The sequence below is a fragment of the Aggregatibacter sp. Marseille-P9115 genome, assembly GCF_920939465.1.
In the GTDB taxonomy this organism is placed as follows: domain Bacteria; phylum Pseudomonadota; class Gammaproteobacteria; order Enterobacterales; family Pasteurellaceae; genus Aggregatibacter; species Aggregatibacter segnis_B.
In genome coordinates this window covers 528,919-546,772 of record NZ_OV100759.1, presented here as the reverse complement: position 1 = coordinate 546,772, position 17,854 = coordinate 528,919, and the positions used below count along the sequence as shown (strand labels likewise).

Annotated in this window: 12 protein-coding genes; 3 read left to right on the top strand and 9 right to left on the bottom strand. The window is 40.4% G+C overall.

What is annotated here, in order from left to right:
* Window positions 1–78 precede the first annotated feature (78 nt).
* The 6 genes from LQ983_RS02460 to LQ983_RS02435 form a co-directional block, all read right to left on the bottom strand.
* Window positions 79–375: a YciI family protein gene (locus LQ983_RS02460; protein WP_230621516.1), complete on the bottom strand. Its 297-nt coding sequence runs from the start codon at window positions 373–375 to the stop codon at window positions 79–81.
* A gap of 19 nt (window positions 376–394) precedes the next feature.
* A complete protein-coding gene (gene yciA, locus LQ983_RS02455; protein ID WP_111296572.1) occupies window positions 395–856 on the bottom strand; it encodes an acyl-CoA thioester hydrolase YciA in 462 nt (153 codons plus the stop codon).
* 3 nt (window positions 857–859) lie between these two features.
* Window positions 860–1,411 (bottom strand): septation protein A, encoded by a 552-nt coding sequence (locus tag LQ983_RS02450; RefSeq protein WP_006717398.1) that lies wholly within the window; start codon window positions 1,409–1,411, stop codon window positions 860–862.
* A 7-nt stretch (window positions 1,412–1,418) separates the two neighbouring features.
* Window positions 1,419–2,177: a beta-methylgalactoside transporter gene (locus tag LQ983_RS02445; RefSeq protein WP_230621515.1), complete on the bottom strand. Its 759-nt coding sequence runs from the start codon at window positions 2,175–2,177 to the stop codon at window positions 1,419–1,421.
* 155 nt (window positions 2,178–2,332) lie between these two features.
* Window positions 2,333–4,009, bottom strand: a complete 1,677-nt coding sequence (recN, locus tag LQ983_RS02440; RefSeq protein ID WP_230621514.1) for a DNA repair protein RecN — start codon at window positions 4,007–4,009, stop codon at window positions 2,333–2,335.
* A 74-nt stretch (window positions 4,010–4,083) separates the two neighbouring features.
* On the bottom strand, window positions 4,084–5,001 hold the full coding sequence (locus LQ983_RS02435) for an NAD(+) kinase (RefSeq protein WP_230621513.1): 918 nt from the start codon (window positions 4,999–5,001) through the stop codon (window positions 4,084–4,086).
* Window positions 5,002–5,128: 127 nt separating this feature from the next.
* Here LQ983_RS02435 and grpE point away from each other — a divergent pair, with 127 nt between their 5' ends.
* Window positions 5,129–5,707, top strand: a complete 579-nt coding sequence (gene grpE / locus LQ983_RS02430) for a nucleotide exchange factor GrpE (protein ID WP_230621512.1) — start codon at window positions 5,129–5,131, stop codon at window positions 5,705–5,707.
* A 108-nt stretch (window positions 5,708–5,815) separates the two neighbouring features.
* Here grpE and LQ983_RS02425 read toward each other — a convergent pair whose 3' ends face one another.
* The 3 genes from LQ983_RS02425 to mnmC form a co-directional block, all read right to left on the bottom strand.
* Window positions 5,816–8,818 (bottom strand): TonB-dependent hemoglobin/transferrin/lactoferrin family receptor, encoded by a 3,003-nt coding sequence (locus tag LQ983_RS02425; RefSeq protein ID WP_370636622.1) that lies wholly within the window; start codon window positions 8,816–8,818, stop codon window positions 5,816–5,818.
* Between the two features lie 278 nt (window positions 8,819–9,096).
* Window positions 9,097–12,180, bottom strand: coding sequence for a TonB-dependent hemoglobin/transferrin/lactoferrin family receptor (locus tag LQ983_RS02420; protein ID WP_230621510.1), 3,084 nt, complete (start codon window positions 12,178–12,180; stop codon window positions 9,097–9,099).
* A 196-nt stretch (window positions 12,181–12,376) separates the two neighbouring features.
* The gene (gene mnmC / locus LQ983_RS02415) at window positions 12,377–14,395 is read right to left on the bottom strand and encodes a bifunctional tRNA (5-methylaminomethyl-2-thiouridine)(34)-methyltransferase MnmD/FAD-dependent 5-carboxymethylaminomethyl-2-thiouridine(34) oxidoreductase MnmC (RefSeq protein WP_230621509.1); all 2,019 of its coding nucleotides are present in this window, start codon (window positions 14,393–14,395) and stop codon (window positions 12,377–12,379) included.
* 166 nt (window positions 14,396–14,561) lie between these two features.
* Here mnmC and fabB point away from each other — a divergent pair, with 166 nt between their 5' ends.
* Window positions 14,562–15,782, top strand: coding sequence for a beta-ketoacyl-ACP synthase I (fabB, locus tag LQ983_RS02410; RefSeq protein ID WP_230621508.1), 1,221 nt, complete (start codon window positions 14,562–14,564; stop codon window positions 15,780–15,782).
* 141 nt (window positions 15,783–15,923) lie between these two features.
* A complete protein-coding gene (locus LQ983_RS02405; protein ID WP_230621507.1) occupies window positions 15,924–17,780 on the top strand; it encodes an ATP-binding protein in 1,857 nt (618 codons plus the stop codon).
* Window positions 17,781–17,854 lie beyond the last annotated feature (74 nt).

Below are 17,854 nucleotides of genomic sequence, written 5' to 3'. Positions count from 1 at the left end.
TCATAAATCAAAGGCGGATACTTAGATCCGCCTTTGTTATCATTAGTTCAACATGTTTCCGTGATGACCGCTTGAAAATTAAAATACTTTTTTAAACGGCTTAATAATGACATCGCCATACACGCCGGCTTCTACATAAGGATCTTGAATTGCCCATTCTTTTGCTGCTTGCAAGTTATCAAACTTGGCAATGACGGTCGAACCGGTAAAACCGGCCTCACCCGGATTTTCATCATCAATAGCTGGGTTTGGGCCTGCGGTTAATAAACGATCTTCCGCTTGGAGTTGTTTCAAACGAGCAAGGTGCTGCTCACGCACGGCCAAGCGTTGAGCCAACGTGTTTGGTTTGTCTTGAGCAAAAATAACGTAGTACATTTTGAGTCCTCTTGTTAGTTTATGGCGTTTTAATGTGTGCCAAAGCGGCATCTAATTCGTGATTATTTTCGCGTGGAATGGCGCGAGGTTTGCCTTGTGGATCAACGGCAACAAACGTAAATTGCGCTTCTGTCACGCAATAGCGTTCACCGATAGGTTCGCTGGCAACTTTTTTAACCCACACTTCCACTTTGATTTTAATTGAGCTACGTCCAACGTGTAAACATTGTCCATAGCAACAAACTACATCTCCAACAGAAACCGGTTGAATGAAATTCATGCTTTCGACGGCAACAGTCACAACGCGTCCGTGAGCGATTTCTTTTGCTAAGATTGCGCCACCAATGTCCATTTGAGACATAATCCAACCACCAAAAATGTCACCGTTAGCGTTGGTATTAGAAGGCATCGCTAACGTTCTGAGCAGAAGGGTTCCGTGAGATTGTTGTCCGGTTTTGCTATCAATTAATTGAGGTGACATTGATTATTCCTTGTTTTTTTCTTGTTGTGTTTGAGGTAAATAGCGATAAATATAAATCCCGGTAATGAGAGTGGCGGCAAAGGTCATGCCGATGATGCCGAAGGATTTAAAATCGACCCAAATATCATCGGATAAATATTGGCTGATATAAATGTTGATTAACATACATAAAATAAAAAAGCCGCTCCAACCTAGATTCAAGTTTTTCCAAACATGTTCCGGCAATTGGATTTCTTTTCCAAGGAGTTGTTTAATTAACAGTTTTTTGAAACCAAATTGAGCAATAAGCAAAACCAATGCAAAGAGCGCATAAATAATCGTCACTTTCCATTTTAAAAACTCAAGATCGTTAAAATAGGCGGTTAACGAGCCAAAGAAAATGACTGCACCTGCAACAACTTTTTGTTGCGTTTCAATTTTGCCGTATTTCACTTTTAAAATAATAAATTGAACGATAGTCGCGATCACTAAGGTGATTGCGGCTTCACGAATACCAACTAATTTATAAACGGCAAAAAAGAGAATTAAGGGAATAAATTCAAGTAATTGTTTCATATTGATGTTATGCCTTTGCAATGAATAACGTATAAAAACGGTAAGTGACAATCAATGCAAACACGTTGATTAATGCCGCAATGATACCGGTAATGACAGCCATGATGGCATTGCTTGACAAGCTGATTAGAAAACTTTCAGCCAAAGGCACAATAACATAAATCAGTAAACAGAAGATAAATAACACAGTCGCTCGACCCATCGCGGCGCGCCATGTGATTTTTGCGGAGGCACTGATGCCGGCATCAGTTAATAAATAATGCACCGGTGCCAAACAAAGACGAACATACAAGCCGATACCGATAATAATCGCAAATAACGAAATAATGGAAGGCTGTACTTTTTGTTGGATGGCGATCATCGCTTCTGTGAGTCCCACAAGAATTGGGATAAAAATCAAGAGGCTCAGTAACATAGCGCCCCAAATACGTTTCAGTGTCGAGGAAAAACTCTGCAAAACGGTACTGAATTGTCGCAAGCTAATTTGATGAATGGTGACTAAACACCATGCACTGATAAAAATATAAATAAACTGTTTAAGAAAAAAGAAAGTCACCAAATTGATGCCTTGTTCTTCCGAGATCGCAGAAGAAATTTGGTTGTTTGACAGAGAAACAAGGATTTCATTTGGCAACATCGCTGATTGCAATAACACCATGATGATGTCAGCAAAAAAGTAGAGGGCGCACAAGACGATGATGTTTCGCTTTTCATTTTGCATGAAATGAAAGCTATCTTTAATAATTTGGGTAAAGTTTATCGGCATTTCATTTACTTAATTAAGAGTGAAAGAAAAGAGCCTAATTATACTGACCTTTCAGGATAAAAACATAAAAAAACGGAAATTTGTATTAAAACAATTTTATTGTTTTTTCCATATAAAAATTGGGCGTTATTTGTCCAATTTTTTGTCTTCGTTACCTATGCTGCAGCATCTAGCATTTCTTGTGCATTGGCTAATACGGCATCCGTAATTTTGCTTCCGCCTAATAATTTGGCTAATGCCTTGACGCGTTGCTGAGGGGTAAGTGCGGTCATTTTTGTTTCCGTTTTTTGATCGACGGTCGATTTTTCAACGGAGAAATGATGTATTCCATGGCAGGCGACTTGCGGCAAGTGGGTAACACAAATGACTTGGCATTTTTCGCTGAGTTTTCTTAATAATTTGCCGACCACATTTGCTGTGGCACCACTGATACCGACATCAATTTCATCAAAAATTAATGTTGGGATGGCGGTTTGGTTAGATGCTTGCACCTGAACGGCTAAGGCAATGCGAGAAAGTTCACCGCCGGAAGCAATTTTGGCGAGCGGTTGAGCGCTTTGACCTAAGTTACTTTGTAGGGTAAAAATCGCATTATCTGCGCCATTTGCACTTATCTTGTCATAGTCACTATGCAATTCAATAAAGAATTCTGCGTGTTCCATCGCTAATTGTTTGATGGATTTAGTCACTTGCTGTGCCAGCTTTTGTGCGCCTAATTGACGGCTTTGATGAAGTGCGGTCGCTGTAGCAAGCATTTTTTCGTGAGCCGCTTGTTCTTGTTGAATGAGCATTTCTTCACTGCCGGAAAAATCTTCCAATTCATTCAATTCCGCTTTGAGACGACGGTGTAATACCACTAAATCTTGTGGTTTTACATTGTGCTTGCGCGCTAATTGCACGGTTTGTCCTAGGCGTTGTTCAATGTCTGCCAATAACGTTGGATCTTGCTCAATATTGCTGCTTAACGACTGAATTTCATTGGTGGCTTCTTGCACTTGAATCAATGCTTCATTTAATAGAATTTGCACATCGGTATAACGATTATCCAGCTCGCAGAGTTCACTTAAGTGTTGCATAGCACGATAAAGTAGCGAATCTGCGCTGACCGTTTCATTTTCACTTAATAATTGCAAAACTGATTGGGAAAGCTGCGTTAATTCTTCACTATTGGAGAGACGAAGATGATCCGCTTCTAATTCCTCGTATTCATTTTCTTTTAAATTAAACTCATCCAGTTCACTTACTTGATACTGTAAAAGCTGTTTTCTCGCTTCGTTTTCCGCGCATTTTTGTTGGAAGGTTTTGACTTGATATTGCAAATTGCGCCATGTTTGATAATCAAGGCTCATTTGTTGTAAAAGTGCGGTGTGTTGACAGAAATTATCGACTAACTGTAGTTGGTAGTCGTTTTTCAGTAAACGTTGTGATGCGTGTTGTCCATTAATTTGAATGAGACGTTGGCCAATCTCTTTTAATTGGGCGGCCGACACCGGAATGCCATTAATGAAGGCTTTAGAGCGTCCGTCATGATTAATAATGCGGCGTAAAATGCAGTCTTCAGGATTGTCAGGATCCTGCAATTCGTTTTCTTGTAGAAATTGGAAAGCCGGGTTGTTACTGTTTAGATGAAACGTCGCGCAAATATCAGCGCGTTCTTGACCTTCCCGTAACATGGAGGCTTCTGTTCGTTGTCCGAGACAAACACCTAGTGCATCAATGGCAATCGATTTTCCCGCGCCGGTTTCCCCGGTGATGACGGACATTCCTTGCAATAATTCAATATTTAACTGACGAACGATAGCAAAATTATTAATGGTGAGTTGGGTCAACATAAGCAAATCCTCTTTACTGTACGTTTGTCAGTATATTACTGTTTTAATATACAGTAAAGAGGGTTTGTTAATCTTTAAGAAAAGTTACGTAACCAACCTAATTTGGAACTTAATACTTTGTAATAATTGTAGCTTTTGAGGTGCAGTAAACGGAGAGGATAGTCACATTTTTGAATGTGGATAATATCATCAGGTCCGAATTGGAGGGCAACTTGACTGTCGCAACCTAACTCTAATTGAGAGGTGTTGTATTCTGCAAATCGAATAGAAATTTTGCTGTTCCCATCCACTACGAGAGGGCGTGAAGACAGGGTGTGCGGAAACATTGGCACCAGTGCAATGGCGTTGAGTTGTGGAGTTAAAATCGGGCCACCGGCGGAAAGAGAATAAGCGGTTGAACCGGTAGGCGTTGAAATGATTAAACCATCGGAACGTTGTGAAAACGCAAATTGGTCATTAATATGCACATGAAAATCAATCATATGCGCAATTTTTGCCGGGTGAATCACCGCCTCGTTGACGGCAATACTGCTGGCAATGATTTCATTGTCGCGTTCCACACAGGCTTTTAAGAGGAAGCGTTCTTCTACAAAAAACTCGCCGTTTTCCAAGCAGGCTTGTAATTGGGAATAGGCGTTTTTTGGGTCGATGTCCGTTAAAAAACCTAAATTGCCACGGTTGATGCCAATAAGCGGAATATGATATTCGGCTAAAATGCGGGCACGACCCAACATATTGCCATCTCCGCCAATCACAATGGCAAGCTGGGCGGATTGGCCGATTTCTTCTAAGCTGGCTAAATGTTTTGGCGGAAGCTCAATTTTTTTACCGATGTCTTGCTCAACCAACACGTGATAACCGCGTTCAATTAACCAAAAAAACAGGTTTTTATGCATTTGTAGGTTGATATCATTTCTCGGTTTACCGACCAATGCAATGGTTTGAAATGAGGTATGCAACGTTTGCGGTTTTGCCGAATTTAACGTGTTCATATTGTTTTTACACTAACTTGAATTCAATGAATTGGGCACTATATTACAACAGAAAGCCTTTTACTCAAGTGGTAAATGCGGCATTTTTTGTTATAATCGCCCAACTTTTATTAATCGGAGAATGACAATGGCAGACGAGCAAAAACAAGAACAAAACGAAGAATTAGAACAAGATCTTCAATCGCAAGAAGTCGATGTTGAAGAGCAAAAACAAGTGGAAGATCCTTTGGAAGAAGCCATCGCCCGCGTACAAGAATTAGAAGCACAATTAGCGGAAACTGCAAAAAATGAACAAGATTTATTGTTGCGTACTCGTGCTGAAATCGACAATATTCGTCGTCGTACAGAACAAGATGTTGAAAAAGCGCATAAATTTGCGTTAGAAAAATTTGCCAAAGACATTTTAAACACAATTGATAACTTAGAACGCGCTTTAGCCACGCCGGCAAACATGGAAGACGAATCCATTAAAGCTTTATTTAACGGCGTAGAGTTAACCTTAAAAGAGCTATTGGCAACGGTTGCCCGTTTTGGCGTTGAGCCTGTAGGCGTTGTCGGTGAGGTTTTCAATCCGGATCTACACCAAGCTATTTCTATGCAACCGATGGAAGGCTTTGAAACTAACCAAATCACCACCGTATTGCAAAAAGGCTACTTGCTTAACGGTCGCGTGATTCGCCCGGCAATGGTGATGGTGGCGGCGTAAGTTAATTACAGATAAAAGAGCGGTCAGTTTTTAAAACGTTTTGAAATCCGACCGCACTTTAGAAGAAAGAAAAAGGAGAAGTTTGAAACTTCTCCTTTTTTTGTTGGGTTAGAAGGTGAGTTCTGCATTTAAGCGGAAGTTTCTGCCAGGAGCGTAGAAGCGCTTGATTCCGGCTCCGGTATTTTGATCGATCAAGTTAAGTGTTCCGATTGCGCGAATAGAACGTGCAGAATCCCAAGTGATGTATTTGCGGTCAGTGATGTTATATACACCCGCTGTTAAGGTGAGATTCTTAATTGGTCTAGCGTAAACGATGGCATCTAAAATAGTGTAGTGTCCACTTCGCCAAGCTAATGTACTGTCAGTAACCCGTTTACCTTGAACAAGTCTATTTGGGTCTTCACTTTGTGTTTTCCAATACATATTGTAGGTATCGCTGCGTTTTTTCGGTGCAACATCCGTGATAAATAAATCGATCCCATATTTATCACCTTCAGTAGAGTAGCCGAGATTATATACAGATGTGGTTGGCTGAATGGCATTCATTGGGATATTGCCGTTAACTTTACCTTTTTGGTGTGTCAACTTATAGCCTATTCTAAATCCTTGTAAAATTGGTGTTAGATCGCCTAGTTCAACATGTGAATTTACTTCAACACCGGTTACTTTTGCGCCGTCGCGGTTCTGGTTTTGATAGAACGGATAAGTTAATGCGCTGCCTTGCTCAATGGCTCTTTCTCCCATAAAGACTAAATCAATAAAGTGATCATAATCGGTTCTAAATGCACTGAGCGTGAAATAACTACGATCTTTATAAAATGTAAGCGCGACTTCCTTAGTTTTAGCAATTTCTGCTTTCAACTTGGTGTTTGGGGTAATTGAAAAGCTTGGGTGCTTAAAGGTCATATACACTTCATCTGAGGTTGGCGCCCGGAACCCGTTGGAATACTTGAATTGTACCCGCATCCAATCACGTGGATCTAAGTTGAGTCCAATGTTATAAGAATGGTGTTTATAGGATGTCGTACGCAAGAGTTGCTCTAGATTTTGAGCAAAATTTTTGTTCATACAGTCTGTGTTATAACCGCAGTTTGCACCAGGGCCGTAAGGAACCGCACCGTCAGGGAAAGGAACAAAAATCCCAGCAATAAGACCTTTCGGTACAGGAATATTTGGATTATAGCTTGGAAGATGTTTGATCTGGTCATAGCGATAATTTAAATCAAGCCCTACCCAATCAGTAAATTTAATATTATCACCTAAATAGAACGCATGGTTTTTTGTGGTGACCGGGATTAAGTAACTAGATAAGTTTCCTGTTTTGGCTCGGTAATTACCTGTGCATGAACCGGAAGGCCATTTATCGGGCGCAGGTTTGCGTTCAACCGGATAAGTATTATCAATTGCTTCATTACAGAAGAAATTATCTGCCCACCATTGAACGTTTCCGCCTTGATAGCCGTCTTTGTTAACCATGCTTTTTTCGGTTTTTGAATATAACCCGCCATATTTCAAGCTATGACTAGTTTTTCCAAGATCAAATTCTTTATCAAAATCAAAATTAATTTGGTTGGTATCCGTATTTAAATCACGATCGTTATAGTCATTACGGCTATAGCCGGCAGAGTTTGGGAATAAATAAGACAGTTCTTCCTCTTGTAATCCTCCCCAAGAATTTGGGATAGATTTTAATGGAATATAGCCATATTTTTTTCCATTGGGTAATGTTTTGGTTTCGATTTGACGATCTTCAAAATGGTATTTACTTTCGTACTTCTCATTGTTTTTAACAAATACTCTGTATTTTTTAGAGCAATCTAATTTTTCACAGTCAATTAATGTGGATTCCACAGGTAGCTCTTTGTAATCAAACCCGGAGAGTTTTTCACCTTTGGCGTTTCGGTATTCGGTTTCTGTGCCCCAACCGCTTTCGCTTTCAATACCTTTTCCTGTGATTTCTCCGCCTGTCTTATCAACAACTTTGTAAACACCATTGCTATCGTCTAAATGCAATCCTTGTTTATTTGCGACTTGAATACATTTTGAGGTATAACAATACTCATCTGTTCTGGCATTATTCGTAATTTTTTGCGAGGAATAGGAAACTTTAAAATGATCCCAAAGTGGGGTTTGGGTAAAGTTTTCATAGGTAAATTGGGTATTTTTACGTTGGGATTTATCGTTAGTTAAACGTTCTCCATAGCGTTCAGTATCTGTTCTGGAGTGTGCTCTTAAGCTATAAGACAGATCGGCGCCTTTGGATTTTAATTTGGAATCATCTAATGCCACACTGAAGCGATGTTCATCGTTTGGTTGAAAGCCAATTTTGATCAAATTGCTATTACGGGTAATACGATAGGGATCAGCTTTTTCACGAGTACGCCCAACCGCCGCATGATCGGCTTCCTCATTTGGATAAATATCGTAATAATAGTTTTCTATTTCATGACCTTTTCGTTCGGTATTAATAAAAAGCACGTCAAACCATTTATATTTTCCGGCGAGTGTGACGGAAGTTAGGTTTTGATTATTCATGGTTTGATAACCGCGTTTAATACCAATGTGATAATTTTTATTCAGCAAAAAATCACGCGCATCTTTTGTTTCAAAGGCTACAGAACCACCTAACGCCCCGCTACCAGATTTCATGGAATCAGCACCTTTAGTGATGGTTGCCATTTTAACGTTTTCTATTTCAACATCATTTCTGGTGTTATTAAAGTTACCATAACCTTCAAAGAGTTCTTTAAATCCTTGAGAGCTTAATGTTTCAGCTTGGCGAAGGCCATCAACCATAATGCCCACACGGTTTTCATCAACACCTCGTACGGCATAGCCACTTGATCCGGTTCTTCCTGTTTCAACAACAGTAATGCCTGTTTCGTAACGAACTAAATCTCGGCTATCCGCAGCTTGTCGTTTACTTAGTTTATGAGAAGTAATTTGTGTTTCACCCACTTTTTTCTCTTGTACATTGGGCTCGGAAGCATTGCCTGAAACGACAATTTCATTGAGCTGATCTTGGGTCGTACTGTTTTCAGCATAGGCAGTAGACATAGTGAGAGTAGCGAGAATGGAATAGGTGAGATAGTTTGGTTTAAATTTATGCATAAATTTATGGCTCCTGGTAAATAAAAATATAATTTATACAAATAAAAATAATTCCTATTATTATATTAAAAAAGAGATGAACGTAAAATAGGTGTATGAGAATTTTGTGATTTATTTGATGTATATCACCAAATTTTTTCTGTTTGTAACCTTATGTAAAATAGGTCGCTAAGAAAGAATTTAGCTCATAGGAAACATGGATAAAATTTGTGATAAAAAGCGACCGCACTTTAGAAGAAAGAAAAAGGAGAAGTTTGAAACTTCTCCTTTTTTGTTGGTTAGAATTCTAATTGCATAGAGAGTCGATAGTTTCTACCCGGTGCATAGAAGCGGTTAATACCTAATCCAGTATTTTGATTGATCATATTACTTGTTCCAAACGGACGTATTGATCTCGCCGAATCCCAAGTGATGTATTTACGGTTGGTTAGGTTATAGACACCAGCTCTTAATGTGAGATTTTTAATTGGTTTAATATAGCCCAATAAATCAAGGGTTGTATAAGAATCACTTCTCCATTTAAGCGTTGTTTCTTTCTTACCTTCTTCTTTGTGATACATATTATAAGTATCTTCCGCATTTTTGGCAGATACGTGAGAAACATATAAATCTAATCCAAATTTTTCATCAGGATGAGCATAACTAATTCCATAGACTGCTGTTTTCGGTTGAATTGGATTCATTGGAATATTGCCATCCATTCTTCCTTTTTGCTGACTATATTTATAACTTAGGCTAAATCCATTGAGGAATTTAGCAAGATAGCTTAATTCCAGATGAGATGAGATTTCAAAACCGGTTACTTTCGCATTTGGGCGATTTATATTTTGATAAACGCTAAATGGCAATAATTTAGAATGCCCTTTAAAGTTGTAATTTCCTTTATAGGATAAATCAATAAAGTTATGGTATCTGGTATCAAAAACAGACCCTGTGATATACCCCATGTCATTATGGAAAGTTAAAGAGAGTTCTTTTGTTTTTGCTGTTTCCGGTTGAAGATTTTTATTCGGTAAAATAGAAAAATCCGGATGTTTAAAGGTGAAATAAATTTCATCACTTGTCGGTGCACGGAATGCCTTACTGTATTTAACTTGTAGGCGTAACCAGTCTAACGGATCAATTGTTGTGCCAAAGGAATAAGAACTTGCTGAGAATTTTTTAGGTTGCGCAATTTCTTTAATATTGGCAAGTGCGTTGGCTTCTTTCTTAGCTAATTCCGTCATATCCGTATCGGCGCGATCAGGATCAAACTTAGGCTCTGTGATATAGAGGTTTGTTACCATATCGTCAGGGATCTTCGGTGTGACACCCGGAATGTATTCAGGTTGGTATTTTACACGGTCATAACGATAGCCCATATTAAAGGCAAAATGATCATTCACACGGAAGTCATCAATAAAATACAATGCGCCGCTTTTTGTTTTAACCGGAATTAAGAAAGAAAATACATTTTGTTTGTTACAGAGAGTATGTGATCTGTCCGGATTTAATTCTGTCGGACTTAAGAATGTATCACAGTTTGCAGGATATTCTGCCCACCATTTCAGGTTACGCGGGCTGACCCCTGACGTATTTACCATGGATTTTTCAATCTCTGCCCACAATGCCCCATAGGATAGCTCGTGTTGAGTATTACCTAATTCGATATGTTTGGTCAGATCGAGATTAACTTGTTTGGTTTTGCTGATAAGATCGCGTTGTGACCATAAATTGTCTTGATAGCCTTTTTTATTTGGCATGAAAAATATAGGTCCGCTCAATTGGCTATTACTCATGATAGCTGTTTTGGCATATTTTTTGCCATCTTTTTCGAACACTTCAATAGGAATATCGACTGGTGTTCCGTCTTTTTGAAAGCCGGTAATACTTGGTTTATTACAATTAAATGCTTCACAGCTAAAGATGTGAGAAACATTGGTTGGTACCGTTTGTTCACTATCGATAACTTTACTGCCGTCTGCTAATAAATCATATTTACGTCCGTCAATTTCGAAGGATTTTTCTTTTTTGGAAATAGTGATTTCATAAGTACAAACATTGCTAGGATCGTCGTCATCTTCTAAGCAAGATGGGTAAATTTTTACATTTGGATATTTTTTTTTGAGAACATCCCAATCCACTTTTTGGTATCGCCATTTTCCTTGTTTAGTTAAAGGAAGTTTTTCTTGAATAGTTTCTTTATTGTCAAGGTTTTTATAAACAACAGGCTTACCATCTTTGCCTACAAGTTTGTTTTCGTCGTTATATTTCATTCCTAGTGGGTTACCGGCCAAGGGACATTTGTCATTCCCATCACAATAGTCATCGGTTCTCGCACGAGTGGTGATTTTTTGTTGGGAGTAGGTAATTTTTAATGTGTCCCAAAGCGGTGTTGAGGAAAAGTTTTCATACGTAAAGGCAATATTTTTACGTTCGACTTTATCGTCTGTATGACGTAACTCGACTTCATCATAACTTTGATACTGCGTATTCGCTTTCAACGTGTAAGAGAAGTCATGGCCTTTAGAGGTTTGTTTATATAAATCGGCCATTACCGAGAAACGATGATTGTCCGTCGGTTGGAAAGCGAATTTCATTAATGTACTGTCTAGCATACGACGATAAGGGTCTGCTTTTTCTCTTTCTTTACCTTGAATATTGTCTTTAAAATCTTTGTAGCCAAAATTTTCGAGTTCATTTCCTTTACGCGATGTAGCCACAACAATGGCATCAAACCATTTATAGCGTCCTGCCAATGTTAATGTGTTTAGATTTTGATTATCCGCTGTGTTGTAACCGCGCTTGTAAGAGGCATAGTAATTTTTCTCGATTAAATAATCGCGTGCGTCTTTGGTTTCAAAATTTACTGAGCCGCCGAGTGCACCGCTACCAGATTTCAATGAATCCGCACCTTTACGAATCGTTGCTTGTTTAAGTGTTTCTATTTCTGCACTATTACGTGTGTTATTAAAATTGCCATAGCCTTCAAACAGTTCTTTGAAGCCCTGTGATGAAATTGTTTGTGCTTGGGCTAATCCATCAATTTGAATAGCAACCCGGTTTTCTTCTACACCACGAACGGCAAAGCCACTGTTCCCAAATCGACCAGCTTCAACAACGGTGATACCCGTGTCATAACGCACAAGATCTTTTACATCTTGTGCTTGTTCTTTTTCTAATTTTTTTGCCGTTTTAACGGTTTCTGCAATTTTAGGTGGGGTTTTATCTGCGGTATTTCCGTTACCATTTGAATCGCCCGAAACCACGATTTCATTTAATTGTTCTGTCGGTTGATTGCTTGTTTCTGCAGAAGTAATAGAAGACACACTTAATGCAGTGAGAATAGAAAGGGAAAGATAGCTTGGTTTAAATTTACGCATAAATTTATGGCTCCAGGTAAATTAAAAATAGGATTTAAGTAAATAGTAATAATTTGCGTTATTATATTCTGGCATTTATTTTGCGCAAAGTATCAAAAACAAATTGTTTTTAATTTTTTTGATATACATCACATTTCATTTTTCGGATTGATGAAAAAAAGACCTATTTTTTTCAAATAGGTCTTGGGAGGTGGGCTTAAAGATCTGCGACAGAAGTGCCTTTCAACAATTTTCTTATCCAACTTCGGTTTGCAGATAGGTGATGAATAAGGTCTTCGCTGAGCGGAAGTGGTTCGTTGTAGATTAACGAAGCTAGTGTTTCGCCCAGTATCGGGGCGGAGGTTAAGCCACGTGAGCCGAGTGCGCCGATGAGATATAGATTTGGAAACACAGCGGCGGAGGGAATTAGTTGTTTGCGACGGCGTAAGTTGAACAGATTTTTATAATCCACGCATTGCTGTTCAAAATTCGGCACATTGCCGACCATTGGAATTCGATCCCGCACGGCGCAACGCACGCCGATTCGCGCCAGATTGGCAGAAGTATCCACCTCTTTCACCCAAGGCATACCCTCTAGGTTCTTTTGGATTTTTTCCTGATTTTCCCGCTGTTCCTGCTCGCTAAAAGTGCGGTCAGCGCAATCACGCACATGGCTAGCGCCAATGCAATGGCTGGTTTTAGCCTGATCGGCAGGTGTGAGGTAGCCGTCGTAACAGAGCACGGATTTCAGTTTCAGCAGATGTTCTGACGTGGGAATCTGGCTGACTTGCCCGCGCACGGCATAAAGCGGTAGTGACTGTGTTTGCGGAAATTCATGTAGTTGATGCCCGTTGGCGAGAACGACAATTTTATGATGGAACCTGTCGTTTTCAGCATTTGCCACCAACCAGCCGTTTTTTTGAGGGGAAAGTGCGGTCACTTTTTGCGATGTTTTTATAACGAGCCCGCGCAATTGCAAATAGGTGAACAGATTCTGCACAAATTGTTGTGGCGCAAGCCATCCGCCTTGTGGAATAAATCCACCACCACAAGGCAACGGGAGGCCGATTTTATCGCTTAATTCTGTTTGGCTTAGGCTTTGATAAAGGCTTTCAGGCAACTGAAGTTGCGAAACTTTCTGTAATTTGACCGCACTTTTTTCGTTATATCCGCACAGTGCCACACCACAAAATTCATGTTCAAATTCAATGAGGTTTTCGGCGTTACGTAATTGTTGTAAGCCGTAAGCGAAAGCGTGTATGTAAAAGCGAATGTTGCGTTCGTCATCATCGCTCAGTTGCGGATAAAACGCACCTTGTTTGTTACCGGAGGCGTTCATCGCCGGCTGTGGCTCTTCACAATAAAGGGTGACTTTGGCGCCACGTTGCATTAAGGCAAATGCGGTAAATAAGGAGGCGATGCCGCCCCCTACAATGGCAACATCTGCCACACCTGCAAACTGGGCGGGTTGTGGTAAATACCATGGGATGAAAAGTGCGGTTGGTTTTTCAAGTGTTTTTTCACCAGCCAAGCATTCACGTTTTTTACCGTAACCTTTGCGCTTTTGCACGCTGAAACCGACATTTTCCAAGCCTTTGCGCACCGCGCTTGCGGCAGTGAAAGTGGCAAATGTGCCTTGCGGTTTGGTGTAACGGTACATTTGCGTATAAAGCGCGTCATTCCACATATCGGGATTTTTACTTGGGGCAAATCCATCTAAAAACCACGCATCGATTTTGTCACGCATATAGTCGCCGAGCTGTGGCAAATTGTCGTGAATATCACCAAACCACAGATCAAGGGTGGTTTCCTCAAAATGAAAACGATAGCAACCTTCAATCGGGTCTAGCCAATGTGCCTGTAATTGTGCCGTGAGGGCGCTAAATTGCGGGTAATGTTGATGGGCAAGCGTTAATGCTTCCCGTGTTAATGGATACTTTTCGAAGGAAATAAAAAACAGGCGTTGTAGCGTTGCTTGTGGAAATTGTTGGCGGAACTCACGAAACAGCGTGGTGACGGCGAAAAAATTCAATCCGGTACCAAAACCGGTTTCTGCAATGACGAAGTGCTTTTGTTGATGTTGCTGCCAGCGTTGCCACAGTTGATTGCCTTGTTGAAAAACGTGGCGGCTTTCTTCCAAACCGTCTTGGTTAGAAAAATAAACATCGTCAAATTGATTGGAAACAGGCGTGTTTTCTTGGTTAAAACAGATGTCCGCATGGCTAATAACGCGCATTGATTTCATTCCTTAGCTAATTTTGTTTGGGCTATATCATACGCTGATTTGGCCTAACTGGTCGAACGTTATAATTAATGCTTGCAATATTTTGGTTTCATAGTAAATTGCGCTCAGCTAACAAATGTAAGTCGAAATGATTTTCCCAACTCATAAGGAAGAACGAATGAAAAGAGCAGTAATCACCGGATTTGGTATTATTTCCAGTATTGGTAACAACAAAGAAGAAGTATTGGCTTCATTAAAAGCCGGTAAATCCGGTATTGAAATCGTACCTGAATTTATTGAAATGAAAATGCGCAGTCATGTTGCCGGTACCATTAAATTAAACCCGAGCGAGTTAATTGATCGTAAAGTGTATCGTTTCATGGGCGATGCGGCAGCCTATGCTTATCTTTCCATGAAAGAGGCTATTGAAGATGCGGGTTTAACTGAAGAGCAAGTGTCTAACGAACGTACCGGTTTGGTGATTGGCGCGGGCACAGGTTCTGCTCACAACCAGTTAGTGGCTTGTGATGCTGTGCGTGGTCCACGTGGCGTGAAAGCAGTTGGCCCTTATGCGGTAACCAAAACAATGGCATCTAGCGTATCTGCGTGTTTAGCGACACCATATAAAATCAAGGGTGTAAGTTACAGTATCAGTTCCGCTTGTGCCACTTCAGCACACTGTATTGGTAACGCATTAGAACTCATTCAATTAGGTAAACAAGATATCGTTTTCGCCGGTGGCGCAGAAGAGTTGTCTTGGGAATGTGCGACTGAATTTGACGCGATGGGCGCAGTGTCCACCAAATATAATGAAACCCCAACCAAAGCCTCCCGTGCGTATGATGCAAACCGTGATGGTTTCGTGATTGCCGGTGGTGGTGCCGTGGTGGTTGTGGAAGAATTGGAACACGCGCTTGCCCGTGGTGCGAAAATTTACGCAGAAATCGTGGGCTATGGTGCAACCTCTGACGGTTATGACATGGTGGCGCCAAGCGGTGAAGGTGCAGAACGTTGCATGAAACAAGCCATGGCAAACATTGACACACCAATCGACTACATCAACGTGCACGGTACATCAACGCCAGTCGGTGATGTGAAAGAATTGGGTGCGATTAAAAACGTATTCGGCGATAAAATTCCGGCGATTTCTTCCACCAAATCTATGACAGGTCACTCTTTAGGGGCTGCCGGTGCGCACGAAGCCATTTATACCTTGTTAATGTTAGATAACGATTTCATCGCACCAAGCATTAACATCGAAACCTTAGATGAACAAGCGGTAGGTTGCAACATCGTAACAGAAATCAAAGAAAACGCCGGTTTACAAACCGTGATGTCCAATAGCTTCGGTTTTGGCGGTACTAACGCGACTTTAGTCTTTAAACGTTACAACGGTTAATCCTTCGGGTTAATTTCTCTTAAAAGTGCGGTCGAAATTCAATGTGTTTTTCGACCGCACTTTTTTGTCTTTAAAACGCCTCAACATCCTTTGTACAGTTAAGGTACAATATTTATCATTTCTCTCTTTCCATGGAATCCTATGAAGAATATCAAACAGTTCGGTAGTTTTGCGCGTCGTTATGTGGATTGGGTTGTCCGCCTGGGGAAAATCCGTTTTTCTATTTTAGGTGTGTTAATTCTGGCCATTTTGGCGTTATGTACACAAATGGTATTAAGCCTGATTTTTGTCGGCACAATCTATTGGCAAGATCTTTTACGCTCCATTGTATTCGGGATGATTTCTGCGCCTTTTGTGATTTATTTCTTTACCTTATTGGTGGAAAAATTAGAACGTTCTCGCCAAGCATTGTCTCATTCGGTGGTGAAACTACAAAATGAAGTGCAAGAGCGACTTTTAGCGGAAAAACGCTTATCGGCGGCATTGGATAAAGTGGAAAAGATCAGCCGAGATAAAACCACATTAATGACCACAATTAGCCATGAATTACGCACACCGTTAAACGGCATTATCGGGTTGAGCCGCATATTATTAGAAGAGCAGCCGACAGCACGCCAGAGTAGTTATTTACGAACCATCAACAGCAGTGCAATTTCCCTTTCTCATATCTTCAGCGACATTATCGATTTAGAAAAAATTGATGCGCGTCGTATTGAGTTAAACCGTAAAGAAACGGATCTATATGCGTTGCTGAATGATATCAGTAATTTTGCGGTGCTCATTGCGGGAGAAAAACACTTAGAATTTCGCTTAATTTGTCCGCCGACATTACCGAATTGGTTGATGTTGGATGGCGTGAGATTAAGCCAGATTTTATGGAATTTGATTACGAATGCGGTGAAATTTACTCCGCAGGGAAGTGTGACCTTATCTATTGAGCAAACGGCAGAAGATGAATTTGCCATTCGTGTGACGGATACCGGCATCGGTATTGCGGAAGCGGATTTAGAAAAAGTCTTTGAACTGTATTATCAAGTGGATTCTCATCACTACAAATCTTTGGGCAGTGGGATTGGTTTATCAATTTCCAAAACCATTGCACAGCTAATGGACGGCGATTTGACGGTAAGTAGTGAATTAGGAAAAGGCTCAACCTTCTTACTGACCTTTAAAGCTAAAGAGGCTCAACAACCGGTAGAAAGTGGTAATAAAGTGCCGTTAAAACTGCGAATTTTGTTGGTGGAAGACATTGAAGTGAATATCGTTGTCGCAAAATCTATGCTGCAAAAACTCGGTTATCAAATTGATGTAGCTATGACTGGGGCAGAAGCCATTCAAAAATTTGAGGAGAATTATTACGACCTCGTCTTCTTGGATATTCAGTTACCGGATATGTCAGGTTTTGATATTGCTCATCATCTGCGTGAAAATTATGAAAATGGCATTTATGATTTTCTTCCGCCATTGATTGCATTGACAGCGAATGTGGTGCAAAAGAAAGAGGCATATTTGGAACAAGGCATGGACGATGTCATTCATAAGCCGTTATCGCTCGATGAATTAAACCAATGTTTGTTGGATTATTTTGGCGAAGAGATCAAACATTTTGATGTGGTGGAAAAGAAACCATTGCAGGAATCTACAGACTTTGACACGAAAATGCTGAGCGAGTTAATTGAAATGCTGGGTGTGAAGTTTGTGCAGGATAATCTCGCTTTATTTGAACAGGCAATGAGCGGTTATGTGATTGAATTGCAACAGGCCTACCAAGCGTATGAGAAGGCGCCGGAACAGCAAGCTGAGCTGCTTTCAACCGCGCATAAAATAAAAGGCGCTTTAGCATCAGTGGGGTTAAAGCGCTTACAACAAATTGCTGCGTTGGCACAGAACGGTGACGCGGAAAATTGGCAGGAGAATATTGCGCATTGGGTGGATATTTTGGTGCAAGAGTGGCAGTTAGATGTTAATAAATTACGTCACTGGCTCAGTGATATGTAGTTAAACTACAAAAAATAACGACCGCACTTTGGTAAGTGCGGTCGTTTTTTATGGCGTTTTTCAATGTTTCATGA